Raw genomic sequence first — 26,152 nt, 5'->3', positions numbered from 1 at the left:
TGCTGTAGTCGGCACTGGGTTATAAATTATTCCCAATCCCAACCTATGATTCGGGGTCGGCCGGTGTATTACGCATTCGAAAACCAATCCAAAAGGTTAAACGGCTGGGCCACCCGTTGCGCCGAATCCTTCCAAAATCGATGAGACCATTTGTAAGACTATTCGCAGTGGCGATGCTGCTGTGTGTCAATTCGTTTGTCTTCGGGCAGTTTCGGTGTGAAACCTATGAGCCATCTGCAGGTGAAAAGGAGTTGATGAGACGGATAAGGTTAAAAGCAGCAAAAATCGCTTCCGCTAGTTCCACCTCGGTGGTTAATGGGATATCCTATATTCCAGTTCAGGTACATATTGTGCAAAAAAGCGATGGTACGGGAGGGGCAACATTGAAAGAAATAAATCATGGGCTTGCGCTGACCAATAAAGCCTTCCTCAAATCTCAAATTCAATTTTATTTCTGTAATGCAACACCTCACTATATAAACAGCGATAAGTATTATGATTTCGATTTAAAAACGGAAGCTGACTCCTTAAGCACTTTTAGTAAGAGGAATACGATCAATGTTTATTACTTCAATACATTCAGTACGGATGGAAGTCGGTTTGTAAGAGGGGGGTATGCCTTCAATTCTTATAACAGGAAAAACATGATCCTTATGAGTAACGATATTCCTAACAGCATCGGTGCAGAATATACGCTGGCGCATGAGTTAGGCCACTATTTTGGTTTGCTTCATACCTTCGAAAACAGCGATAATACCAATCCGGCCTTACGTGAATTAGTTACCAGAGGTACCGGACGCAATTGCGAAACCGCCGGGGATTCCTTATGCGATACACCTGCTGATCCGAATGGGAGGGCAAGTATTGGCCTCGATCCAAAAGTAGATGATAACGGAGAACCCTTTGCACCGGATAACCTCAATCTTATGAGTTATTCTTTTGGTAAGAATTATATTAAAACATTGACGGAGGGGCAGACTCAGAGAATTAAGCGGGAGTATAACGATCAACAGCTTTGGGCTCAAAAGCCACCTATAGGAGACTTCTGGAACTGGAAATATGACTGTGCCGCTCCCGTCTCCATTGGTCCAATAAACTTAATCGGGTCAAAAAACGGCTCCACAGTGACTTTAGCCTGGGAGGGAAATATAAGTGAGACAGGTTATTTTATTGAAAGGTCTACAGACGGCGTCAATTTTATTACGATAGGTGGGGTGGGTCCTGTTGAAAAAAGGTTCACCGATCTGGAGGCCGCAAATACCACCTATTTCTATCGGGTCAAGGCATCTAATTCCATCAATGCCTACAGCAACATCGTCTCACAGTTTACTTCCTCCTCCATTTCCGCAGCAGCCCCGAACAAAATGAAGTTTTGCGCCGGAGATAGTATTCAGGTTAGTTTTCAAAAGACTGGCATTTTTGATCCGGCAAATCCTTTTGTTGTTCAGGTATTAAATTCGTCCAATCAACTGGTTTCAAGTTCGGTTGGCAGTGGGCCGGCCAGCCCGGTTTCAGGCGTTTTGCCTTCTAATTTTCCCACTGGAAATTATAAAGTTCGAGTTGCCTTAAAGGATCTTTCTATTATCGGAACCGAAAGTTCGCAATTCGTCGTTCAAGGCAAACCGAGTGCTTCCCTATCCGGTAACTCCACTATCACCGCTGGCCAGAGTACTACCCTGACCGCCTTTTTATTCTTTGGAGGACCCTGGAATCTGACCTTATCCGACGGCCAGTCCTTCACCAATGTTTCCCCTTCTTCTTTGGAAATTCCGGTCAGTCCGGCAATAACCACCTCTTATACCATCACGAAAGTCAGCAATGCCTGTGCTACCGGAACGACTTCAGGGACGGCAACGGTAACCGTATTATCCCAATGTATGCCCCCGACCGTCACCGTTTCCGGCAACCAGACAATTACTGCAGGGCAAACTGCCTCGATAAAATTGTCACTTACTGGAAGTTATCCATGGAATGTTACTTTTTCAGACGGATCTTTTGTGCGCAATCTTACCAATCCGACCGTCAATGTCGGGTTAAATCCGACGACAACCACAACCTACTCCGTTGAAACGGTAAGTAACGCCTGCGGCAGTGCTGCGGGCAATGGTTCGGCCACGGTGACGGTAATTCCGGTTTGTACTGCTCCCGCTGCCAGCCTATCAGGCAGTCAGACCGTCACGACTGGGCAGAGTGCGAGTCTGGGCGTTTCTTTGACGGGCACAGGCCCCTGGAGTTTTACCTTGTCCGACGGACACAGCTTCAGCAACGTCACTACCTCTCCCTTTTTCATCCCCGTTACTCCGGCTACTACGACCACCTACACCATCAGTCGGGTGGCCAATGCCTGCGGCAGTGCGGCAGGAACCGGTTCGGCCACGGTGACGGTGGCACCACCCCCGTGTGCTACGCCTACCGCTACACTGACGGGCAGCCAGACCATTACTTTGGGGCAATACGCTTATTTGAACTTTGCGTTTACTGGTTCTGGTCCCTGGAGTGTGACGCTATCTACCGGGCAGAACTACAGTAATATTACCAGCTCGCTCTGGCGGTTGGGAATAAGGCCCACCAGCAGTACGGTCTACACCATTACCCGGGTGGCCAACACCTGTGGGGAAGGTACCGGTTCAGGGGTGGCCAATGTGACGGTTCTACCGGCCTGTGTGGCTCCCGGAGCTACGCTGAGCGGCAGCCAGACCGTCTTAGCGGGGCAGAGTGCAGTGTTAACACCGGCCTTATCGGGAAATAGCCCCTGGAGTCTGACCTTGTCGACAGGACAGGTGTTTACGAACCTGACCAGTTCACCGGCCGCCCTCAGCGTCACCCCCGCCGGCACGACTACCTATTCGGTCGCCCGGGTAGGCAATGCCTGCGGCAGCGCTGCGGGGAATGGTTCGGCCACGCTGACGGTAGTGCCGCCCTGCACCACCGCTGCGGCCACCCTGACGGGGAGCCGGACGATCAGCCCAGGGCAAAGTACTACCCTGAGTGTGGCGTTGACGGGCACAAGTCCGTGGAGCCTAACCCTGTCGGATGGGCAGGTGTTTTCTGGCCTGACCAATTCCCCTCATTCGATAGTGGTCAGTCCCACCAGCACCACCACCTATACCATCACGCGGGTGAGCAATGCTTGTGGGATTGGAACCGCTTCGGGCGCAGCGACGATATCCGTCTGTTCAGCTCCCGGCGCTATCCTGAGCGGAAGCCAGACCATCATTGCTGGTCAAAGTGCGAGCCTGAATGTGGCCCTGACAGGAACCGGCCCCTGGAGCCTGACCCTCTCGGATGGGCGAACATTCAGCAACGTCACCACCTCTCCTTATTCGATCCCCGTCACTCCGGCCACCACGACCACCTACAGTATATCCCGGGTGGCCAACACCTGCGGCAGTGCAAATGGAACCGGCTCTGCCACGGTAACGGTGTGTAGCCCACCGACGGCAACCTTATCGGGAAGCCGGACCATCACCGCCGGACAATCGGCCAGTCTGAGCGTAGCCCTGACCGGCAACAGTCCCTGGAGTTTTACGGTTTCTGACGGTGTTTCGGTAGTTCAAAGCTTCTCGACGGTCACTACGCCCTTTGTGTTTTCTGTAAGTCCCTCCGGAACAAAAACCTATTCCATTTCAAACCTTCGCAACGGCTGCACCGGTGGGACGGTTTATGGTTCGGCTACAGTCACTATTCTGCCAGTAACCTGCCCGCCGGGAACCGTCCTGACTACGTTGAAAGCCGGTGACTGGCACGACCCCGCCACCTGGAGCTGCGGCCGGATACCGACGCTGACCGACTCGGTCCTGCTTCGGCATGCGGTAACGCTGAAAGCCAACGGCAGTACCCGTCTGCTCACCTGCGCATCGGGGTATCTAATTCCTCTAAATAAAGCGGGTCTCGTTTTTCCTAAATAGATCAATAGATCACAGTATAAAATCCATCGAACATGAACAAACGATTAGTTGTCGGCTTCTGGCTGATTGGCCAGGCCGTTTTTGCCCAGACACTTCCCATTTCGATCAACGGGCAGGAGTTTATCAAAGTCGACACCATTCGATTCCTGCATTCTATAGGAAGGTCTTCAAATTGTGTAGGATATTTTTCAGGTAAATCTCTACTATCCACCAGTTCCGATAACTCCTTTTTTGGATTTGCCTCCGGTTATAACACGACAAGTGGATACCGAAACTCCTTTGTAGGTCACTCTGCCGGATATAAAAATACGACGGGTACCCATAATGTATATATGGGGTATGGCGCAGGAAGTGCTATGACCATTGAAAGCTACAATACCTTTATCGGCACCCAGGCAGGTGCCGGCGCGACCGGTGGGTACAATACCTTTATCGGTGCCGGGACGGGATGGACTAACAAAGGGGCTAATAACGCATTTTTAGGTTATCATGCCGGGTATTTAAATGATACCGGAAACCGCAATACATTCCTCGGATACCGGTCCGGTTACAACAACAAAACCGGCCAGACCAACACCTTCCTCGGCTCGGAAGCCGACGTGACCGGCCCGAACAGCGCCAGCCTCAACAATGCCACCGCCATCGGCGCCAATGCCAAAGTCTCGGTCAGCAATGCTCTGGTGCTCGGAACTACCGGGGTCAACGTCGGCATCGGGACGGATGCACCCCAGGCCCGACTTCATCTTGTCAGCGGAGCGGCCAACCAGTCCGGCCTGCGGCTGGCGAATCTGACGAGCGCTTCACCCGCCACGGTTTTGAATAAAACCAAGTTCCTCACCATCGACGCCTTGGGCAACGTCATTCTTGCGAGTATCAATTCCACTGCCCGGGTGGGGGCTGACGAGTCCGACGGAGCCCTCTGGCAAACGCGGGGCAGCCACCTCGTCAATACCAATACCGGCGGGGTGGTGATCGGATCCGACATTGCCCGGACGCCGGAGGGCTACCGGCTTTACGTGGCCGACGGCATCCTGACCGAAAAGGTACAAGTAGCCGTACGCAGCACCGACGACTGGCGCGACAAAGTGCTGGCTCCCGGTTATCAACTCCGCAGCCTGAAGGAAGTGGCCGGCTTTGTTCGGGCGCATGGACATCTGCCGGGAATCCCCTCCGCCGAAACCGTCGTGAAGGAAGGGCTGGATGTGGCCAAAATGGACGCCCGGCTGCTGGAAAAGATCGAGGAACTGACCCTCTATCTGATCCGGCAGGAAGACAATCGCATCCGTCAGGATAAGAAAATCGCCCGGCTCGAAAAAATGATCCGGGATCAGCGGAAACCTTCAGGTTACAAATCTCCTACCGTCAAGACCCGATAATTTCATGACGACAATGAAGAACCTTTTGATCTTAGTTCTATGCTTTTGTGGAATAGTATCTCACGCACAATCGCTTGCAGAATACCGGCAGATCGCGGACCCGGTCGAACCCGGGCAGGAGGACAACCACCGGGATGCCGGGTACCTTTCCGCATCAAATACGGTTCATGCCGGTGGTAGAGCCGACTATCTGGCTGGAAGGGCGGTGGCGCTCCGGCCCGGTTTTGCGGCCCGCTTCGGCTCGGTATTCCGGGCTTCCGTGGGCGAGGTGCCCGATGACTTGGCTGCGGAGGGCCGCCTGCATCTGTCCGCGAAAGCCTTTCCGAACCCCGTTGTCGATCAGGTCCGCATCGAGTACGTGCTGCCCCGGACGGCCCGCGCCCGCCATTCGGTTACTGATCTTCAGGGTCGGGTGCTGCGGTCCTGGGGTGGTGCCGAGGCTGAGAAGGCCGGCCCGCACAGCCTTCGGCTGAACACCGGCTTCTGGCTGGAGGGAGTGTATATTTACCGGATCGAGGCCGGGGCCGAATCCCGGACCATTCGACTGGTCAAATAGCCGAAAGCACCCTTTTTTCTTTCCGGAGAGTATGCCGTTCAGGAACGGTTCTTATCAGGTAAACCCCAATTCCCTGAACGATACGGAAAGGATATGTACCACCTGTTGAAACAAGCCGCCCGGATCGTCATCGTTTCGATGACGGTTCAGGCGGTTTTTGCCCAAAATCCGTCGCCGGCCACCACGCTCTGGTACCGGCAGCCCGCCCGCAACTGGAATGAGGCCCTGCCCGTCGGCAACGGCCGGCTCGGCGTGATGACCTTCGGGCGCACCGGCGAAGAACTGCTCCAACTAAACGAGTCGTCGCTCTGGTCGGGCGGGCCGGTAAACCGGAATCCCAACCCCGATGCGGCCCGCCACCTGCCGGAAATCCGGGCGGCTCTGTTCCGCGAGGACTATGCCCAGGCGGCCGCGCTGACCCAGAAAATGCAGGGCCTCTATACCGAAGCCTACCAGCCGCTCGGCGACCTGATCCTGAAACAGAACCTTTCCGGCGAAGCCACCGACTACTACCGCGGTCTGGATGTTTCCAGCGCCGTCGCCACCACACGGTTTAAGGTGGCCGGCGTCACCTATACCCGGGAACTGTTCGTGTCGGCCCCCGATCAGGTGATCGTGCTTCGCCTGACGGCCGACCGGAAGGGGGCCCTCAACCTGACGGCGGCCGCCCGCAGCCCGCACCCGCTCACCAAAACCGCGTCGGGTCAGAACCAGCTGATCGTCCGGGGGAAAGCACCCGCCCACAGTGATCCGAACTATGTCAACTACAACCCGAGGCCGGTTTTCTATGAAGATTCGGCCGGCTGTCGGGGGATGCGGTTCGACTGGCGTATCCGGGTCGGGACGACGGACGGAACCGTATCGGCCGATACCGCCGGGATTCAAATTCAGAATGCATCGGAAGCGGTGTTGCTGATGACGGCCGCCACCAGCTTCAACGGCTTCGACAAATGCCCCGACCGGGACGGGAAGGATGAAAGAAGACTGGCTGAAAACTACCTGAGCAAAGCCCTGACAAAACCATTCGACGGTCTGCACCGGGATCACCTGGCCGACTACCGGACGTATTTTAACCGGATGAGCCTGTCGCTGGGCGGGCCGTCCGACAACGGCAATACCGCCCTGCCGACCGACCAGCGGCTGATGCGGTATGCCGAAGGGGCCGCCGACCCGGCGCTGGAAAGCCTGTATTTTCAGTTCGGCCGGTATCTGCTCATCTCCAGTTCGCGGCCCGGCGGCACCCCCGCTAACCTCCAGGGTATCTGGAACCCGATGGTGCGCCCGCCCTGGAGCAGCAACTTTACGACCAACATCAACGCCCAGATGAACTACTGGCTGGCCGAGATGACCAACCTGTCGGAACTGCACACGCCTTTTCTCGACTGGATCGGCTACATGGCCGCCACCGGCCGCGAAACGACAAAGCATTTTTACAATGCCCGCGGCTGGACCGTCCACCACAACTCCGACCTCTGGGGAACCTCCAATCCGGTCGGAGACCGGGGCAAGGGCAGTCCCTCCTGGGCCAACTGGGCGCTGGGCGGGCCGTGGCTCTGTCAGCATCTCTACGACCATTACCGGTTTACGGGCGACCGCCGATACCTGCAAACCTACGCGTATCCGCTGATGAAGGAGGCAGCCCTTTTCTGTCTCGACTGGCTGGTGGAAGACCGGCAGGGCCGTCTGGTTACGGCACCGGCGACTTCACCGGAGAATATTTTCGTGACGGAAAAAGGGGAAAAAGAGTCGGTTTCCGTGGCGACTACCATGGACCTGGGCTTGATCTGGGACCTGTTCACCAACGTGATCGAGGCTTCCGATCGGCTGGGCGTCGATGCGGAGTTCCGGAAGCTGTTGGCGGAAAAGAAAAGCAGCCTGTTCCCGCTCCAGATTGGCCGGAAAGGCAACCTGCAGGAGTGGTTTAAGGACTGGGAGGATCAGGACCCCCAGCATCGGCACGTTTCGCACCTGTATGTGCTGCATCCGGGCCGGGAAGTATCCCCGCTGACGACGCCCCGGTTGGCTGAAGCCGCCCGGAAGTCGCTGGAACTGCGGGGCGACGGCGGTACCGGATGGTCCAAATCCTGGAAGATCAACTTCTGGGCGCGTCTGCACGACGGCAATCATGCCTACAAACTCCTGCGCGAACTGCTGCGGCTGACCGGCATGGAAGGCACCAACTACGCCAACGCCGGAGGGACCTACCCGAACCTGCTCTGCGCCCACCCGCCCTTCCAGATCGACGGGAACTTCGGGGGCACGTCCGGCATTGGTGAAATGCTGCTTCAGAGCCACGACGGCCTGATCCACCTGCTGCCGGCCCGGCCCGACACCTGGGCGAACGGAGAGGTGAAAGGGCTGAAAGCCCGGGGCGGCTATGAGCTGGATATGAGTTGGAAAGAGGGCAGACTGACCCGCGTCGTAATACGCTCGGCGCTGGGCGGCAACTGTCGCCTGCGGGTGCCTTCGGGTCTTAAAGGCGAGTCGAACGTCCGGCTCCAGGCGGCCCGGGGCAACAATCCGAATCCCTTTTATGCTCTTCCGGAAAACCGCTACCGTACCGCAACGCCGGAAACCGCCGGCGGGAGGGCGATGGTCTACGACTTTGCGACCCAGGCGGGGAAAGAATACGTGCTGGTGGGGGCGAAATGATGGAAAATTCGGGCAATGCCTTAACTTGCGGCTTCCTGATTCCAAACCCTGTTAAAACCATTTCGTATGAAAATGTTGAAGTTACTCGCGCTCGCGCTGGTGGTTTCCGGATCCCTGGCGGCCGCCGGACCCGGTAAAAAAGACGAAAAACAGGCCGTCGAGGGTGCCGTCGAGAAGCTGCGGAAAGCCATGATCGATCCGACCCAGACCTCGCTCGACGCCATTGCCGCCGATCAGTTGAGCTACGGCCACTCCAACGGACTGATCGAAGACAAATCCGCCTTCATGAAGGCCCTGCTGAGCGGAGACAACGATTTCAAAACCATCGACCTGTCCGAACAGTCGGTTTCCATCATCGACAACACGGCGATGGTGCGCCATAAACTGATGGCCGAAACCAACAATAAAGGCGTTCCGGGCCAGGCGAAACTGGCCGTGCTGCTCGTCTTCGTCAAACAGAAAGGCGACTGGAGACTGCTGGCCCGTCAGGCCGTAAAAATCTGATCTTTAACAGATTGGTCGAAAAGAAAAATGCTTTTCTGACCGGTTTGCCGGGCCGCCGACCACCCCCCGGCCCCCTCCTTGCTAAGGAGGGGGCTCCGCAGATTGTTATACAAGGCAGCGCTCTCCCCCTCCTTAGCAAGGAGGGGGTTGGGGGTGGTCTGGCGCACCTCGTTCCTCGGGATGACAAACCACCCGGAAGGACAAAATCGCTGCCTCAAACCACTTCTAAAGGCAGGTCTGCCGGTGCGGTTGGGAGTAAAAGCCGCCCAGATTCGAGACCCCCTTCTGCGTCGAGATGACAAATCCCTTCCCAAACAAGTCTAAAAGGTCTTCCGAACGCTGAGAAAGCCGCCGGTCGAGGTGGGGAGAAGGTCGCCCCGGTCGAAGGCGACGGACGCGTTCAGGAAGGTCCGTTGCCGGCTGAACAGGGGAACCTGCGCCGAAACCAGCGCGGAAAACTGGTTGAGCGGGGTGGTATAAGGCACAGTATAGTTGCCGAAATGGCGGCTCCAGGACGCCCGGGCCGTCCAGATTACGCGGCTCAGCCGACCTTCCAGTCCTACATATCCGGCATTGATCCGGTTGTTGGGGAAAAAACCGCCCCCCGGGTTTTCGCGGACGTCCCGTTTCAGGTCCGCCCGTGGGGCAATGAAGGGCGTGCCGATCGTCCGCCCGAAATACGACCATCCTTCCCGGTATTGCCCGTGGTTGAAATAATTATCCGCCCCCTGATAACTCGAACCGGGAATCCAGAAGGTGGCACCGCTCTGGTCCATCGTACTCAGCACTTCAACCACCACCCGTTGCAAACCGAAGCCTGAGGAAGCCGCTGCCGCCTTCCGGGACCAGCTGAATCCCGTCAGCCCGTCCGGAATGTTCTTGAAAATCAGGCCGGATACATCCTCGAACGGGTGCTGATGATACACCAGCATCTGCGCTCCGGGGGCGGCAATTTCCACCGCAAAATCCCAGCTTCCAAGGTGGTTGCCGACCCGGTAATCCCCGTCGAAACTGGAATAATCCCCCGTGCCCCAGTTGTTGGGAATGGTCGCCAGAATGACGTGGCCGAAATATTTGAAAGAGGAGGGAAGCCGGCCGTCGACGGCGACGGAGGAGCCTTTCAGGTAATCGGCGTGGCCGCCCCACTGCACCTGGTGGTTCAGCCCAAACTGGAAATTGACCCTGCGGCCCGGCTGCCCCAGCCTGAAATACAGGTACTTCTGGTGGAGATGCACCCCCTGAATATACGGCACATTGAACCAGCCGTGAGCAAAAGCGGCTTTAATGGAAATGAAATTCCTGAGAAACCGCAGCGGCACATACCCCAGGGTAGCCAGTTGAATCTTGGGAATCGGCAGCGCATTGCCGGAGCCGATGATAAAACCCGACGACAGCGTCGAATCGCCCAGCCCGATCAGTTCGCGCCGGCGTCCGCCGGAGAACTCCAGCGCCCGGTATTTCACCTTAACATAAGCCTCCGGCAGCAGCAGGCGGGCGGAGGCCCCGAGGTTGGCAACCGTCTGAAAACCGAATCCCCAATCGAACCGCCGGGGCCGGACCGAAGCCGAGTCGGGCCGGGTGTAATTCCTGTAGGCACCGGCCCGGAAGGTGGCCGCCGGAGCGGTGGCCGGAACGATGCCGAACCGGTTGGACCGCAGCCAGAAGGGAAGCGTTTTCGTATTAGCGGCAAACCCGCCGGCTTCGGCCTCGATCGAGACGGGCCGTTCGGACCCGGGCGCCTGCCCGCGGCTGAGGGTGGGCGAAAGCAGGACGGTCGCCAGCAGGCAGCCTGTTCCCCATAAAGTCCGAATCGGAAAAGCCATAACGACCGTGATCTTTCACCAAAGTAATACCGCACCGTTTCTGCTCAAAATCCGGCCGGGCCTTTTCCCGGCACCGCCCGGTATCGACCCACCCCCGGCCGGACTTTCCTGTCTGCGCTTGCTGAACAGGAGGATCCGGCTTTGGATCGGAGCCTTGCAAATATCCACACGAAATGCTGATATGATGTATTTCAGTTATCTTCCGGCACGCTGACGGCGGTGTCCCCGGCTGGTCCGCCGACCGAATTCGTCGTGGAAGCCACTGCTTTATACCAGTCACTTATGAAACAACTCACCTTCCTCCGCAAGGAAACAGTAAAATGGCAGGAAGCCGCGGAACCGACCATCAAATCACCCGATGCGGCCATTGTCCGGCCGTTCGTGGCGGGCCGGTGCGACGGCGACAGCGTTTTTCTGTTTCATAACTACACCCGGGCGATCCGGATCGGAGTAGCCGTTCATTTTCTCGACCCGAAAGTCCTGTCCGTCTTCGGAAAGCGCCCCTTTCAAGGCCCGATCCCGGTTGGGCATGAATGCATCGCGGAAGTGGTGGAGACGGGCGAGGCCGTTACCCGATTTCAAAAGGGGGATGTAGTAGTAGTTCCGTGGGCCATTTCCTGTGGGACCTGTCCCGTTTGCAGTGACCACCTGTATTCCCATTGTCGGAACAACCCGCATCCGACGCCGGTGGCGGCTTACGGGTTTGGGGAGGCTACCGGCGGATGGGGCGGTATGGTCAGTGATTACGTGCTGGTTCCGTTTGCGGATCGTATGCTGACGCGCCTTCCCGCCGGGGTCGACCCGCTCCATGCAGCCTCCCTGAGTGATAATATAACCGATGCGTATCGAACCGTCGGCCCGTTCCTGGAAAACGGAGAAAAATCCCCGGTGCTGGTGATGGGCGGTTCCTGCAAAAGCATTGGGTTGTATGCGGTCGGGATGGCAAAGGCGCTGGGGTCCGCCCAGGTCGATTACGTCGATCATGACCGGGAAAGGCTGGAAATTGCCGAATCGTTTGGAGCCAACGCCGTGGAGGTGCCGGAGGGGTCGGTCCTGTTTAAAAGCAACGTGCCACTGCTCAAAGATGGCTACCCGGTAACTGTCGATGCCAGTAACTCCGTCCGTCGCCTTCAGTATGCCATCAAATCGCTGGCCTTCGGCGGGACCTGCACGAGCACCGGGTTCTTTTTCCGGAGCGGAACGCCCCTGCCCTTGTGGGAGATGTATCTCAAAAGCGCCACCCTGAAAGTAGGGATTTCGCATCCGCTCCGGGATATCCCGAAAGCGCTGGACCTCATGATGCACAAGGGGTTCCAACCCCAGAAGGTAACTACTCTCCTGGCCTACTGGGAACAGGCCGAAGAAGCCTATCTGGCCAAAACCACCAAGCTGATCCTCCACCGACGGCCGTTATATTCTTCCCTCTGAAAGAAGGCAAGGCGTTTCTCTTGCGCCGAAAACCGCCTACCGGGCCACCACAAGCTGCACCGGGCCGAGCAGGCCGGAGGGCAGCAATTCCCACTCCCTGCGGATGGTGATGTTGGTGCGGGTCAGGCGCTGGTCCTGCGGTTTACCCCGGTCCCCGACGAGCCGGTTCCGCCAGGTGTTGATCACTTCGACTTCCAGCCGGTTTCCCTTCGGCTGAATCACGCCGTCCAGGGCCACCCGGAAGGGCGGTGCCCAGACGATGCCGAGGTCTTTGCCGTTCAGCCGGATGCGGGCGAGGCCCACATCCTTCACCGTCCCCAGGTCGAGGAAAAGCCGGCCGGTTTTGGGGGCGGCCGGGGCGTCGAAGGTCTGGCGGTAGACGGCTTTTCCTGAATAATATTTTATTCCTTCTTCGGGCCGGTCGGTCCAGCTGACCAGTTGATCGAACCGGACGGAAGCCGGCCCTCCCCCGGTCCATTTCGGGTCAAAGTCGACCTGCCAGGGTCCGCTCAGGGTCGTCATGGGTTCAAATTCGGGGTGGTTGGCGGGAGCGATACCCTGCTGAGAAGCCGGTATCGGCTTGCGGAATACCACGAAAACCGAGCCGTTGGGGTTGAGTTCCAGCGGCAAGACGGTCCGGCCGTCGGCCTGCCGGAAGGCTTTGGCGGGCCGCACCTCGCCCGTAACCGCATCCCAAAGTTCGGGCTGTTTGCCGCTGACCCGGAACGTCGCCGTCAGACGCACGGGTTCCGGGTTCTGGTTGCTGACGAAATAATAATCCGTGCCGCCCAGCTTTTTGTGCAGGTAATCGAATGCCTGCGCCGGTTGGCCGCCGGTCGCTTCAAAATCCGGTTTTAAACCGGTGGACAATAAAAACGGCCGGGCTTTCATGCCCCAGACGACCCGCCCGGCCCCGACTTTTCGGTCGCCGGCGGGTTTTTCCTCCGTTCCCCAGAGGGCGTCGGCGAGGGCCTGTCGCCGGGATTCACTCGCCGGAAAACCCGTCAGGCCGGCTGTGGACTCCGGTTTAGGCCCGATCACGGTGGCCCCGGCCTGGACAAGCTGCTCCACTTTTTCGAGCGCGGTCAGTGAAAGGATCTTGTGGTCGGGCAGCACCAGCACCCGGTAGGAGAGCCCGTGGGGAAGCGTAATTCTGCCGTTCCGCACACTCAGCGCCTTCAGCCGGTCTTCGTTGATCACATCGTAGTCGAAACCGGGCAGTGACCCGGCGGGGTCGTCGGCTTTCTGGCGGGCGACGTTCGGGACGTGGTCGCCGTAGTAATACAGCACGTCGGACACCGACTCGCCCTGCTGGAGCAGGTAGTGACAGCGTTTGAGGTAGTCGATGAAACCATCGGCCATTTCCCACCAGGTCACATTGGGGTTGAAGTGCGTTCCGGCGAAGTATTCCTGCCCCGGCTGGCCCATTTCCTTCGGGGAACAGGTGAAGGTGTGCAGATACACCAGGTTCAGGCCGGCGCAGAACTCGTGGTCGACGCTCGGCTTCATGTCCGCCCAGATGACGTCGTTCCAGTGCGGGCCGATGGTCGTGAACGACTCGGCGCCCACCAGCGGTTTGTTGTAGATGTGAGCCGCACTGGCGGCCTGTTTAACGAAAAACCGGTTGACGGGCGTCGGGCGGTGGGGCGAGGGCGACCAGAACTCGCTCATCATGATGTCGCTGTACCCGTAATTCTTCAGACCGTCGAACGGACCCGCGTGCGGTCCGGCCGACTCGGGTTGCAGGCCGATGCCGAAGCGCCGGGCCCGTTCGGCAAAGACGCCGTAGTGGTTTTCGGCCACGCAGTCGCTGACCGTCTTGCGCAGGTCGGCCAGGAAGCGGTTAGTGACGTCGCGGTTCCCGATGATCCGCCCGGACACGACGGGCAGGAAGTCGATCGGGTCGTAGCCGCGCCGTTTCCGGAATTCTTCCGCAAACCGTTCGGTCCAGTTGCAGCCCCCGGCTTCCCAGCTGTCGGTCTGGAGGTAACGGAGGGTTTTCCCCGCCATCGGTCCGATCATCGTCAGCAGGGGTTCGACGTGCGTATCCCAATACCGGTTGAAAATCGGGGCGTTCAGCGGGTCCAGCACACGGCCCTGCCACTTTCCGCTGGAGGTCGAAACCTCCGCTTCGGTCGGCGTGTAGCCGAACCGCAGGATCACCCACTCGCCCGCCGGGACCATCCATTCGAGCACTCCCCCGGCGTTCATCCGACCGCTGAGGTTCTGCACCTGGGCAACCGTGGCATCCTCCTCACCCGGCGTTGCGGGCACATCGGTCAGCAGGTAGCGGGTGTCGGGGGCGGAGCCGCCCAGTTCCCTGAAAACGGCCTTGGCCGCCAGGTCGCGGACGGGCGGGCGGGAGGTGGCTTTGGCCGGAAGGGCCAGCACGGCAATATCACGGTAGTAGTCATCGGTGGTTTTCGGCTGAGGGAGGGCCTGCCGGAAAGTCGTCGGGCCGGTCACCTTCGTCTCCGACCAGGTCAGATGTTTGGCGGCTTCGGCGGGCGTAATGTCCGGGCCGCCCAGATTCCAGCCGCTCTGAATGCTCAGGCTCAGGACCAGACCCAGGCGGTCGGCTTCGCGCACGGCGTGGAGATACAGTTCCCGCCAGGCCGGACTGCCGAACATCGGCCCTTCCGGCACCTGGGCGTTGCCGCGCTGCTCGGCCCCGCCCGCGTCGAAGATACAGGCCCCGCTGAAGCCTTTGGCTTTCATGGCCTCCAGATCGCGGGTGATGGCTTCTTTGGTCACGTTGCCGTTCAGCCACCACCACCAGCACCGGATGCCGTAACGCATGGGCGGCTTTCGGAACACCGCTTCGGAAAGAGCCGCCGTCCGGAGTCCCGGACGGCGATCCGGCGGGGCGGCCGGGGGGATGTTTCCCGAGAACAACGAAAGGAGCAGGGCGAACAGGGGAATCGGAAGCAGGCGCATGAAGGAAGGACGCAGAACCGGCCGATACGAAATAAGCCCATTAGAATCCTAATGGGCTTATCCTACCAACCTATGATGAAACAGTATTTCTAAGGACGAATATACGTTGCAGTCCAGAAGAAACTCTTCTGGACTGTCCTGCTTATCGGACAAAGGCCATGGCCACCCCGCCGTCGACGTTCAGCACGTTGCCGGTCGATTTGGCCAGACTGCCGTCGACGAACACCAGCACCGCTCTGGCGATGTCCTCGGCCAGAATCTCCTCGTTGAGCAGCGTCCGCTTGGCGTAGTGAGCGGGCAGGTCTTCCACCGCAATGCCGTATGCTTTGGCCCGGCCCTGTGCCCACTCGCCTTCCCAGATTTTGCTGCCGCGCAGTACGGCGTCGGGGTTAACGGTGTTAACCCGGATTCTATCGGGACCTAACTCCGCGGCCAGCAGCCGCGACATATGCAGCTGGGCGGCTTTGGCCGTGCCGTAACCGACGTTGTTCGGGCCGGCCACGAGGCCGTTCTTGCTGGCGATATTGACGACGTCGCCGTCCAGTTTCTGTTTCCGCTGGATTTTCAGCGCCTGCTGCGTCACCAGGAACTGGCCTTTCACCAGCACATCCTGAAGCAGATCCCAGTCGGCTTCGGTGGTTTCGGAGATGGGTTTCGAGATCGAGAGGCCGGCACAGTTGACGATGATATCGACCCCGCCGAACTGAAGTACCGACTGGCGCAGGGACTCCTCGATGATCCCGGCGCTGGTCACGTCGATGCTGACCGACAGCGAGTTGTCCTTGCCATACGTTTTCCGGAGCTCGGTCTGTGTTTCTTCGAGCCGGTCGCGGTCGGCGGCCACGACGCAGGCGCCGTTCTGCAGCAGCACTTCACAGATGGCCTTGCCGATGCCGCCCGTGCCGCCGGTGACATAGGCGATTTTGCCGGACAGCGACTTGGGTTTCGGCATGCGCTGCAGCTTGGCTTCTTCCAGCAGCCAGTATTCGATGTCGAAGGCTTCCTGCTCGGGCAGCCCGACGTATTCCGAGACGGCTTCGGCGCCCTTCATCACGTTGATGGCGTTGATGTAGAACTCGGACGCCACCCGCGCGGTCTGTTTGTCTTTCGAGAAGGTGAACATCCCGATCCCCGGCCAGAGAATCACGACGGGATTGGTGTCGCGGACGGCGGGGCTGTTGGGGTGTTTGCAGCGTTCGTAGTAGGCGGTGTAGTCGGCGCGGTAGGCTTCGAACTGCTCCGTCAGGTACTGGGTGTCGAGCTGCGGGTTCTGCGCATCGTACGGCTTCAGCACCAGCGGGCGGATTTTGGTGCGCAGGAAGTGGTCGGGACAGCTTGTGCCGAGGGGCGCCAGCTTGTCGAGGTCGTGGGAGTTGATGAACTCCAGCACCCGGGCGTCGTCGGTGAAGTGGCCGAGCATCCGGCGGTAGCTCGACGCCAGCCCGCGCAGGGTCGGCATGAGGTCGGCTGCGGCTTTCCGGCGCGTTTCGGCATCCGGGCTTTCCAGGCGGGCACCTCCGAATACCGGGCGTTTTTTTCCGTAATGGTTATGCAGGTAGATGGAAGCCTGTTCGATGACTTCCAGCGTGTTGATATACGATTCGTAGGAGGTGTCGCCCCAGGTGAAGAGGCCGTGTCCGCCGAGGATGATGCCCCGGAGGTTCGGGTTTTCCTGAATGGTCTGCTCCAGCTTGAGGCCGAGGTCGAAACCGGGGCGCTGCCAGGGCACCCAGGCCATCTGGTTACCCCAGATTTCCTTCATGATGGCTTCGCCGTCGCGGCTGGCGGCAATGGCAATCAGCGCGTCGGGGTGCAGGTGGTCGATGTGCTTATACGGCAGAAGCCCGTGCAGCGGGGTGTCGATGGACGGAGCCGCGCACTTGGGGTCGAACAGGCAGTGATTGAACAGCTCGACCATCTCGTCCTCGAACTCCAGCCCCCGGTACCGGTTTTTCAGCGCCCGCAGGCGGTCCACGTACAGGTTGGCGCAACCGGCTTTGGTCAGGGTACCGATGTCACCGCCCGAACCCTTCACCCACATGACCGGCACCTGCTCCCCGGTGACGGGGTCGGTTTCCATGATCTTGACCGAGGTGTTACCGCCCGCGTAGTTGGTCAGCCGAAGATCCGCCCCCAGCAGATTGGAACGATAGATGAACAGAGCAACTTCGTCCCCGCTCAATTCAAGGGCCTTTTTCTCGTCCCACAAATAGCTGACGTGCTGAAAGCTTAGCGTATTATTCATAACATAGTTGATTTTCTCACAATGGAAGACTTCAGGATGATGAGCAAATTACACCGGAATGATCCAGATAAAAATCATGTACTCTCCTGCCATTCCGTAGAAATTCCTATAAATTTTCGGCTACTCACACAAAGCAGGTAAAACCCCGTATTTACCGCCTTTAGGAAAGAGAATCTTCAGGAACGATTCCCCGGGTCGCCGGAGGTCTCACGGGGGCCGGGCGTCAGGAGAGAGCAGGAAGGTTGGCGAAGATTAAAAAAACATTTTTGTTAAAAAAATCCTTACAAGTGGCTGTAATCTGGGGAGTTATTCTGCACGCGCTGGGAGGCTTCGCTTCCGGCAGTTTTTATCTTCCGTATAAGAAAGTCGAGGGCTGGGCCTGGGAAAGCTACTGGCTGGCCGGTGGTATTTTCTCCTGGGTGGTGGCCCCGCTCGTGCTCGGGTCGCTGACGGTGCCGAACCTGTTCGGCGTGCTGGCCGAGGCTCCGTCCGAAACCCTCTGGTGGTCGTATTTCTGGGGCGTCCTCTGGGGCTTCGGCGGTCTGACCTTCGGCCTCACCATGCGCTACCTCGGCCTGTCGCTCGGCATGGCCGTGGTGCTGGGCCTCTGCGCCGTGTTCGGGACGGTGGTGCCGCCCATCTGGCTCGGGCAGTTCGACGACCTCCTCAGCACCACCTCCGGCAAGGTCATCATCCTGGGTCTGGCGGTCTGCGTGCTCGGTATCGCCATCTGCGGACGGGCCGGTATCATGAAGGAGCGATCCATGCCGGAAGAAGCCAAGCGGGCCACGATCTCCGAATTCGACCTGAAAAAGGGCGTCATGGTCGCCGTGTTCTCCGGCATCATGAGCGCCTGTTTCTCCTTCGGCCTGACGGCCGGGCAGCCCATCTCCGAACTGGCGGTCCGGAACGGCGCCGACCCGCTCTACATGAACAACGCCCCGCTGGTGATTATCCTGCTGGGCGGCCTGACGACGAACGCCATCTGGTCTATTTATCTGAATATCAGGAACAAAACCTATACCGACTATACCAATTATTCAACCCCGATTCTGCGGAACATCCTCTTCTGCGCGATGGCCGGGGTAACCTGGTATCTCCAGTTCTTTTTCTACGGCATGGGCGACAGCAAAATGGGGGAATACCGGTTCTCGGGCTGGACGCTTCATATGGCCTTCATCATCGCCTTCAGCAGTTTCTGGGGCCTGTACCTGCACGAATGGCGGGGCGCCAACCGCCCGACCATGCGCACCATTACCCTCGGCATCATGACGGTGGTCTTCTCGACGGTGATCGTCGGAATCGGGAATTACCTGGCGGAGTGAGACCACCCCCCATCCCCCTCCTTAGCAAGGAGGGGGCTCCGCAGATTGTTATACAAGGCAGCGCTCTCCCCCTCCTTAGCAAGGAGGGGGCCGGGGGGTGGTCTCCCGAGTACGTTACCTTTCGTTTAACTTTCTCCTCCCGGTACCCCGCACTTCGGAGAAATGCTTTTCTTTGCGGCAGAACCCCCGTACGCTGCCTCATGCGCCCGTTTCTCCTGCTCTGTCTGTTCCTGATCGCTGCGGAAGCCCTCCCGCAATCGGGTCCGAAAAAAGCCGTATTCGTCATCGTCGACGGCATTCCGGCCGACGTCATCGAAAAACAGCCTACCCCGAGCCTCGACGCCATCGCCCGGGAAGGCGGGTACGTGCGGGCCTACGTCGGCGGGGATAAAGGAACCTACTCCCAGACGCCCACGATCTCGGCCGTGGGGTACAACAGCCTGCTCACCGGCACCTGGGTCAATAAACACAATGTCTGGGACAACGCTATCAAAGCCCCCAACTACCACTACTGGACCCTCTTCCGGTTTTTCAAACAGCAGTATCCGCATAAAACCTGCGCGGTCTTTTCCACCTGGCTCGACAACCGGACCAGGCTCATCGGGGAGGGCCTGCCCGAAACCGACCGGCTGCGGGTCGACTACCCCTTCGACGGCTTCGAGCTGGATACGCTGCGGTTCCCGCACGACCGGAACGCCGACTACATTCACCGCATCGACGAAATCGTCACCGACGAAGCGGCCTCGCGGCTCCGGGAGCAGGCCCCCGACCTGAGTTGGGTCTACCTGGAATACACCGACGACATGGGTCATAAATTCGGCGACAGTGAGCCGTTTTACAAAGCGGTGACGTTGATGGACGACCAGATGGGGCGGCTCTGGAAGGCAATTCAATACCGCAGGAAAACCTTCGGCGAAGACTGGCAGATCATCATCACCACCGACCACGGCCGCGACGCCCAGACCGGCCGCAACCACGGCGGGCAGTCGGACCGTGAGCGTCTGACCTGGATCGTGACCAACGCCCGAAATCTGAACGATCATTTCCGGAAATCGATCCCCGCCGTCGTCGACATCATGCCCACCCTGGCCCGGCATTTACAGGTCAGCCTCCCCAAAGAACAGGCTTTCGAAATTGACGGCATCCCGCTGACGGGCCGGCTGTCTCTGACCGGGGCCGGGGTGAAAAAGGAAGGCGGGAAACTGACCGTCACCTGGAAACCGGCCGAAACGGAAGGCCGGGTAAAGCTCTGGCTGGCAACGACCAATCATTTCGAGGAGGGCAGGCGCGACCTCTACCGGCTCATGGACGAGGTGCCGGTCGGGCAGGGGCAGGCCGTTCTGGACGTATCGAAGCTGCCGTCCGGTTTTTACAAAATCGTGCTGGAAGGACGTCACAACCAGCTCAACCGCTGGATCGTCGAATAGGCCGGACCCTGTCAGGAAGTAAGGTATTTATTCAGGATTCCGGCCATGAACCGAATGGACTCCCGGTTCTGAATCAGGGATAGGTGGTCGCCGGGAACAGTAAAGACGTCCACCCCCGCCTGAGCGTAGACCTTCCAGCCGAAATCGGAGTCGGGAAGATTTTTCGTCAGGTCGGCCAGGGTTTCCGTGGCCCGGAAAAAGACGATTTTTACCGGTGCGGGCCGGAAGACGTAGGCATGGTAAGCCTGAAGATTGGCCCTGAAAACCGGGTCGCTGCTGCCCGGGACAGGATCGGCGACCGGCGCATTTCGTTCCGTTTTCAGTTGATTTTCAATGTAATATCGGAACCGGTTGATGAAATGCCGGGTCGCGGCCGGCAGCTTGCGGGTCGCCACCTTCCAGAGCGACTGCGGGCGTACTTCCATCCGCCGGGCATAGTTCCAGTAGTTCCGCAGCATCAGGCTCAGCGGCAGGTCATACACGATATTCTCGTGCTGCCGGAGCGGGTAGCTGTCCAGCAGCGCGATCAGCCCCACTTCCTTCCCCATCGCCTTCAGACGCCCCGCCATTTCGTAGGCAATCGTGCCCCCCATGGAGTAGCCGATCAGGTGGTAAGGGCCTGTCGGCTGCCGGGCCAGCAGGGCTTCCAGATACCGTTCGGCCATGTCTTCGATTCGGGTCAGGGGCGGGGTTTCGCCGTCCAGCCCGACCGCCTGAAAAGCATAAACCGGGTGGCTTTCCGGGAAGGCGGAGGCCAGTGCGTGCACATAATCGACCGTGCCGGTAACCGGGTGAATAAAATACAGCGCGGCCGCCCCCTTCCCGGGCCGGAGGGGAACCAGCGTCTGCCGAAGCCGGTCGGGGGATGCGGACCGCAGGCAGCCGGCCAGTGCCCGGAGCGTCGGGTGAGCGAACAGATCGGCCACGGGCAGCCGGATTCCGGTTCGGGTCTGAATCTCCGCCACCAGCCGGATCGCCAGCAGGGAATGGCCGCCCAGTTCGAAAAAATGGTCATCCGGCCCCACGGACGAAACACCAAACAGGTCCTTCCAAAGTTCGGCCAGCAAGGCCTCCTGTTCCGTCGGTTCGGGGGCATTGCCTTCGGCCGGAATGACCTCCGCAGGCAGTAACACCCCCGGTGGAGCCGAATGAATGCCTGATTCGGAAAGAGCCGGTCCCAGAACCTCCGCCAGCGGCCGGTCCGGCCGGGCGGTAACCCGGCGGCAGATCGACACATACGTTTCCGCCAGGCGGGCGATGGTTTCCGGCCCAAACAGCGCGACGGGATAGCTGAAGGTGCCCTCCATTCCCTCCGGCGTTTCCCGGAAGGAAAGGTGCAGGTCGAATTTGGCGGTTTTCCGGGGGACAGGAACCGGCTCAAACCCCGGATGCCCCGGCGTTCCGGGTCGCCCGGCGGTTTCGTCCAGATCCATCACCACCTGAACGACAGGGCTATAGGCGAGGTCGCGGGGCGGGTTCAGCCGCTCGACCAGCTGTTCGAACGGATAGGTCCGGTGGGAAAAGGCATCCAGCGTTACCCGCCGGACCTCTTCCAGCACCTGCCGGAACGTCCGGCGGCCGTTTACCGAAATCCGGAAGACCAGCGTATTGACGAAAAATCCGACCAGCGGCTCCCATTCGGGGCGATCCCGCCCGGCCACCGGGCTTCCCACCACCACGTCTTCCGTTTGGGCAAAGCGGTGAAGCAGCACCGCAAAAACGGCCAGCAGGTGCATGAAGGCGGTCTGGCCGGAAGTGACCGACCGCAGCCGGCGCCAGAGCGGGCCGGGAAGCAGAAAGCCGTGTTCCGCGCCCGCGAAGGACTGCACCCGGGGACGGGGCCGGTCGGTGGGCAGGGGCAGCAGCGTCGGCAGCCCGGCCAGCTTCTCCTGCCAGTAGACGGCCTCCGGTGCCAGCATGCCGGGCGTCAGGACCTGTTCCTGCCAGCGGCAGTAATCGCCGTATTGGAACCGGAGTTCCGGCAGGGAGGACGGCCGGCCTTGCCGAAAAGTCTCGTACAGGGTGATCAGGTCGGAGGTCAGTATCTGCAACGACCAGCCGTCCACGATCAGATGGTGAATGACCAGCAGAAGCAGATGCCGGTCGGCGTCGAGCCGGACCAGAGCCGCCCGGAACAGCCGGTCTCCGCCAAGGAGAAACGGGCGTTCCACCTCCGCCGAAAGCCATTCATTCCGCGCCGGTTCGGCCGAACCGGATAAATCGACTACCGGGAGTGAAATTAACCAGGGCGCTTCTACCTGCTGCCGGGGAAGGGCGTCGGTTTCGGTCAGGATCAGCCGCAGCGCCGGGTGGCGACGGACCAGTTCGGTCAGGCTCCGTTCGAGCGCAGGGAGGTCGGGCGGGCCCGTCAGCCGGAGGGCGAGCGGTACGTTGTAGGTGCCGCCGAGTTCGTACAGCCGGTGCAGCATCCACAGTCGTTTCTGGGCGAACGAGAGCGGAATGGGGCCTTCGACCCGGGAGGGAATCGGCGCCGGCAGGTCCCCTGGCCCGGCTGGAGGCCGGTCGATGCGGGCCGCCAGACCTGAGAGGGTGGGGTGGTCGAACACCTCACCGACGCGCAGGCTGACCGCCCACCGGCGGTTGATCCGGCTTACGAGCTGCATCGCCAGCAGCGAATGGCCGCCTGCGTCGAAAAAGTGATCGTCGCGCCCGCCGACCGGTGTTTTCAGCAGGTCCGCCCAGAGTCCGGCCAGGGTCTTTTCGGTCGGAGTCCATCCGGTTTCGCTGAGGTCGCCCTGCCGGTTCGGAGCCGGCAGGGCATTCCGGTCGATTTTTCCGTTCGGGGTCAGCGGGAAGGCGGACAGCGTCACCCAGGCCGAGGGAACCAGGTATTCCGGCAGCCGTTCCCGGAGAAATTCCCGGACGGATTCCGTCGATAGGGAGCCACTTCCCGGGATCAGATATGCGACGAGCCGCTTGTCGCCCGGCACCGGTTCGCGGACGGTGACCAGTGCTTCCCGGACGTTGGGATGAGCCCGCAACACGTTTTCAATTTCGCCCGGTTCGATCCGGTAACCCCTGATTTTGACCTGCTGGTCCATCCGTCCCAGAAAGTCGATGGCGCCGTCGGGGCGGTAGCGACCCAGATCGCCGGTTCGGTACAGCCGCTCGCCGGTGCCGGGCCGGAAAGGGTCCGGTACAAACCGGTCGGCAGTTAGGTCCGGCCGGTTCAGATACCCGTCGGCCAGCCCGGCGCCCCCCACGAACAGCTCACCCGGCACCCCGACCGGAACCGGGTTTCGGGAACCGTCCAGCAGGTAAACGCGCGTCTGCGAAACCGGCCGCCCGATCGGTACGGTTTCGGCGTCGGGAGCCAGATCGGCCTCCTCGAACCAGGTGGAGAAGGTGGTGTTTTCCGTCGGCCCATAAACGTTCAGAATGCGGCAGGAGGGGAGTTGCTCCCGGGCCGCCCGCATGGACCGAACCGAAGCGGCTTCCCCTCCGGTCAGCAGATATTTCAGACTGGAATGCCCCTGCAGCAGGCCGGTGTCAATCAGGACGTTGAACAGGGCGGTGGTCAGGAACAGGGTGTTGATGGCTTCTTCCCGGATCATCTGCCGATAGTCTCCCGGCCCGGGGTGCCGGCCCGGTAAAAGAACCAGCCGGCCGCCGTTGGTCAGACTGCCCCAGATCTCGAACAGAGAAGCATCGAAGGAAATCGACGAGTGCATGAGCAGTACCGTCGAGGCATCCAGAACGGCGTAATCCGGCTGCTGCACCAGCCGGATGATGCCCCGGTGCGGGATCACCACGGCTTTCGGCCGACCGGTCGAGCCGGAGGTATACAGCAAATAGGCCGGGTCTTCGGGTTTCGGGTGATGCGGTCGCCGGGTCTGGATTTTCCCTTCCGGAATCAGGTCGGTTTCTGGGTCGATGAGCGGTATTCCGAGGGAGGAAAGCCGGTCCCGGAAGGAGGGCCGGGCCAGGATGCCGCTGAGACCCGCATCGGCGGCCATCTCTGCCAGACGTGCCTGGGGGTAGTCCGGATCGAGGGGAACGCAGACGCTTCCGTTTTTCAGGACGGCCAGCAGGCTGCAAACCAGTTCGGGCGACCGCTCCAGACAGATACCGACCGGTTGGCCGGGGCCGATGCCCCGGAGTTGAAGCCGGTCGGCGAGGAGGTCGGCTTTTTCGTTCAGTTGCCGATAGGTCCAGCTTTCCGTTTCAAAGCGGAGGGCAACGGCCTCCGGCCGGAGGCCGGCCTGCTGCTCCACCAGTCGGGGAAGCGACCGGTGATCGGGATAGGGCGTTGGCGTCCGGTTCCACTCGACCAGTTGGCGGTGTCGCTGTTCGTCGGTAAGCAGGCTCAGGCTCCCGACCGGGCGGTCGGGGTGGCGGGTAATGTCGTTCAGAAGGGCCTGCCAGTGGTCGGGAACATGAGCGAGCAGCCGCGGATTCCACCAACGGGGCGAAAAGACCAGCCGGGCGCTTCCGGTTTCGTGGATCACAAAGTGCAGAGCCTCCGGTTCGGCGGGCCGGTAGCCCTCCGGCTCCGTCAGCCGGGTCAGGATGACCGGAACCGACCGGAAGGATTTGCCCCGCAGGGCCGGTTCACAGGCAATCAGATCGAGCGGAAAGGGCGGCAGGGTTTCCAGGTCCTGAAGCTGCCCGTCGACGGAGGCACAGACCGTTCGAAAACCGGCATCCGGGTCGATTTCCAGCCGGTTCGGCAGAACATCGCCGAACAGCTTGCCGGTAGCGGCTGCGGTTTGCATCAGGCGGTGGGTCCGGTAGCCTGTGCCCACGGTTGCGGTTCCGCAGACCCGGCTCAGGTACACGATCCAGGCACCGATCTGCTGCCCGGAGGAAAAGCCGGGCGCCGGAAGGTCCAGGGTCATCCATTCCGGGCTGCCTTCAGCCACGGCAGTACTTGTAAAGGGCGGCTCGGTGGCTTCGAAGCGGGCCAGCCGGTCGGTCCAGACGGTACGGTAAGGAGCGCTTTCGGCATCGGCCTGCCGCAGGGCTTCCTGGACGGCCGGTTCAGGAGAAAGCAGCCGGACTCCCGGTTTTAGAGTAAATCGTTGAATCAGTATGGATAACTCAACCGGTTGCCCATCAAGGGCTTGTAGGGCGGAAATGTTGAGGGCGCCGGAAGCGGCAGCGACCCGGAGGTGATCCAGGGCAACGGCTTCGATGGTTCCGGGAGCGAGGCCGTCCGAACGGTCCGCCGGTTCGGCTTTCTCGACCAGAAACAGCTCATTTTCCAGCCGGAGTTTCAGTTTTCCGAAGGGATTTGGATGGAATCCGAACTCCAGCGCCCGGTGCTGTCGCCAGATCTCCTCTGCCGTCCGTTGCCAGTCGATGAAAGTGGAGGGCCGCCGGCGCCGGGAATAAAAGGACCGGCCCGTCGGATTCTGCGGGCGGGCGGAAACGGTTTCCGACAGAAGGGCGTCGAGCAGCCGGGCGAAGGATTCCTGCCCGGCCTGAAAACATTTCAGGTTCAGGCTCAGGGAGGTTTCGTCCGGAGCAACCGCAACGGCCTGCTGCATCAGCACCTCGCCGGTGTCGATGCCGGCGTCCATCCGGTGCCAGGTCACGCCATGCCGGGATTCGCCGTTGAGGATGGCCCAGAACGTGGCATGAACGCCGGCATAGGCCGGCAGGAGGCTGTCGTGGTAGTTGACCGCCAGCCGCCGGGGCAGGTTCAGAACCGCTTCCGGCAGCAATTGGCCGTTGACGATACTGAACAGGAAATCAAAGGGTTGTGCGGCCATTTCGGCAATGGCGCGATCGGAATACGGAAAGCAGGGAAGCTGGTGTTCGTCGGCAAACTGGCGGAGAGTCGGCTCGGCGGTGATCAGTCCCCGGACCTGAAAGCCCCGCTCCAGCAGGATTCGTGTGCATTCGACCGGCAGAGGCCCCTCGCCCACCACATAGCAACTAAAAGGCATACCTTAAGCCGGGTATAGCGATTTTTGGGTCAAGATAGTGGAAAGATGGCGGAAAGCGT

Annotated in this window: 12 protein-coding genes; 8 read left to right on the top strand and 4 right to left on the bottom strand. The window is 60.0% G+C overall.

Features of this window, described 5'->3' with window-relative positions:
- Positions 1 to 140: 140 nt before the first annotated feature.
- The 5 genes from DX909_RS16040 to DX909_RS16020 all read left to right on the top strand — a co-directional run bounded on the left by DX909_RS16040 (position 141) and on the right by DX909_RS16020 (position 8,996).
- The gene (locus DX909_RS16040; protein ID WP_128546207.1) at positions 141 to 3,908 is read left to right on the top strand and encodes a M43 family zinc metalloprotease; all 3,768 of its coding nucleotides are present in this window, start codon (positions 141 to 143) and stop codon (positions 3,906 to 3,908) included.
- 356 nt (positions 3,909 to 4,264) lie between these two features.
- Complete coding sequence (locus tag DX909_RS16035; protein ID WP_229311064.1) at positions 4,265 to 5,284, top strand: bZIP transcription factor; 1,020 nt, start codon at positions 4,265 to 4,267, stop codon at positions 5,282 to 5,284.
- Positions 5,285 to 5,309: 25 nt separating this feature from the next.
- The gene (locus DX909_RS16030) at positions 5,310 to 5,840 is read left to right on the top strand and encodes a T9SS type A sorting domain-containing protein (protein ID WP_164851304.1); all 531 of its coding nucleotides are present in this window, start codon (positions 5,310 to 5,312) and stop codon (positions 5,838 to 5,840) included.
- A 93-nt stretch (positions 5,841 to 5,933) separates the two neighbouring features.
- The gene (locus DX909_RS16025) at positions 5,934 to 8,492 is read left to right on the top strand and encodes a glycoside hydrolase family 95 protein (protein ID WP_128546204.1); all 2,559 of its coding nucleotides are present in this window, start codon (positions 5,934 to 5,936) and stop codon (positions 8,490 to 8,492) included.
- A 72-nt stretch (positions 8,493 to 8,564) separates the two neighbouring features.
- Entirely contained in the window at positions 8,565 to 8,996 is a 432-nt protein-coding gene (locus tag DX909_RS16020) for a nuclear transport factor 2 family protein (protein ID WP_229311063.1), read from the top strand.
- Between the two features lie 320 nt (positions 8,997 to 9,316).
- Here the strand turns inward: DX909_RS16020 and DX909_RS16015 are convergent, their stop codons facing one another.
- The gene (locus DX909_RS16015) at positions 9,317 to 10,819 is read right to left on the bottom strand and encodes a capsule assembly Wzi family protein (protein ID WP_128546202.1); all 1,503 of its coding nucleotides are present in this window, start codon (positions 10,817 to 10,819) and stop codon (positions 9,317 to 9,319) included.
- A gap of 282 nt (positions 10,820 to 11,101) precedes the next feature.
- Here DX909_RS16015 and DX909_RS16010 point away from each other — a divergent pair, with 282 nt between their 5' ends.
- Positions 11,102 to 12,247, top strand: coding sequence for a zinc-dependent alcohol dehydrogenase (locus tag DX909_RS16010; protein ID WP_128546201.1), 1,146 nt, complete (start codon positions 11,102 to 11,104; stop codon positions 12,245 to 12,247).
- A gap of 36 nt (positions 12,248 to 12,283) precedes the next feature.
- Here the strand turns inward: DX909_RS16010 and DX909_RS16005 are convergent, their stop codons facing one another.
- On the bottom strand, positions 12,284 to 15,184 hold the full coding sequence (locus DX909_RS16005) for a glycosyl hydrolase (RefSeq protein ID WP_128546200.1): 2,901 nt from the start codon (positions 15,182 to 15,184) through the stop codon (positions 12,284 to 12,286).
- A gap of 142 nt (positions 15,185 to 15,326) precedes the next feature.
- Positions 15,327 to 17,429: a bifunctional aldolase/short-chain dehydrogenase gene (locus DX909_RS16000; protein ID WP_128546199.1), complete on the bottom strand. Its 2,103-nt coding sequence runs from the start codon at positions 17,427 to 17,429 to the stop codon at positions 15,327 to 15,329.
- Between the two features lie 287 nt (positions 17,430 to 17,716).
- On the opposite strand from DX909_RS16000, the gene rhaT reads away from it, so the two are divergent.
- Positions 17,717 to 18,754 carry an L-rhamnose/proton symporter RhaT gene (gene rhaT / locus DX909_RS15995; protein WP_128546198.1) on the top strand — a complete coding sequence of 346 codons (1,038 nt, stop codon included), beginning with the start codon at positions 17,717 to 17,719 and terminating at the stop codon, positions 18,752 to 18,754.
- A gap of 200 nt (positions 18,755 to 18,954) precedes the next feature.
- Positions 18,955 to 20,181, top strand: a complete 1,227-nt coding sequence (locus tag DX909_RS15990) for an alkaline phosphatase family protein (protein ID WP_128546197.1) — start codon at positions 18,955 to 18,957, stop codon at positions 20,179 to 20,181.
- Positions 20,182 to 20,192: 11 nt separating this feature from the next.
- On the opposite strand, the gene DX909_RS15985 is transcribed toward DX909_RS15990, so the two are convergent.
- Positions 20,193 to 26,093 carry a non-ribosomal peptide synthetase gene (locus DX909_RS15985; RefSeq protein ID WP_128546196.1) on the bottom strand — a complete coding sequence of 1,967 codons (5,901 nt, stop codon included), beginning with the start codon at positions 26,091 to 26,093 and terminating at the stop codon, positions 20,193 to 20,195.
- Positions 26,094 to 26,152: the final 59 nt, after the last annotated feature.

The organism is Larkinella soli (assembly GCF_003703975.1).
Taxonomy (GTDB): domain Bacteria; phylum Bacteroidota; class Bacteroidia; order Cytophagales; family Spirosomataceae; genus Larkinella; species Larkinella soli.
The sequence above is the reverse complement of the archived record's forward strand: the minus strand, read 5'-3'. Positions and strand labels throughout refer to the sequence as shown.

What these genes read in the sequence shown, in the direction of transcription:
- DX909_RS16015 (WP_128546202.1), bottom strand. Translation starts at nt 10,819, where the DNA reads ATGGCTTTTCCGATTCGGACTTTATGGGGAACAGGCTGCCTGCTGGCG.
- DX909_RS15990 (WP_128546197.1), top strand. Translation starts at nt 18,955, where the DNA reads ATGCGCCCGTTTCTCCTGCTCTGTCTGTTCCTGATCGCTGCGGAAGCC.
- DX909_RS16020 (WP_229311063.1), top strand. Translation starts at nt 8,565, where the DNA reads ATGTTGAAGTTACTCGCGCTCGCGCTGGTGGTTTCCGGATCCCTGGCG.
- DX909_RS16035 (WP_229311064.1), top strand. Translation starts at nt 4,265, where the DNA reads ATGACCATTGAAAGCTACAATACCTTTATCGGCACCCAGGCAGGTGCC.
- DX909_RS16005 (WP_128546200.1), bottom strand. Translation starts at nt 15,184, where the DNA reads ATGCGCCTGCTTCCGATTCCCCTGTTCGCCCTGCTCCTTTCGTTGTTC.
- DX909_RS15985 (WP_128546196.1), bottom strand. Translation starts at nt 26,093, where the DNA reads ATGCCTTTTAGTTGCTATGTGGTGGGCGAGGGGCCTCTGCCGGTCGAA.
- DX909_RS16010 (WP_128546201.1), top strand. Translation starts at nt 11,102, where the DNA reads ATGAAACAACTCACCTTCCTCCGCAAGGAAACAGTAAAATGGCAGGAA.
- DX909_RS16040 (WP_128546207.1), top strand. Translation starts at nt 141, where the DNA reads ATGAGACCATTTGTAAGACTATTCGCAGTGGCGATGCTGCTGTGTGTC.
- DX909_RS16000 (WP_128546199.1), bottom strand. Translation starts at nt 17,429, where the DNA reads ATGAATAATACGCTAAGCTTTCAGCACGTCAGCTATTTGTGGGACGAG.
- DX909_RS16025 (WP_128546204.1), top strand. Translation starts at nt 5,934, where the DNA reads ATGTACCACCTGTTGAAACAAGCCGCCCGGATCGTCATCGTTTCGATG.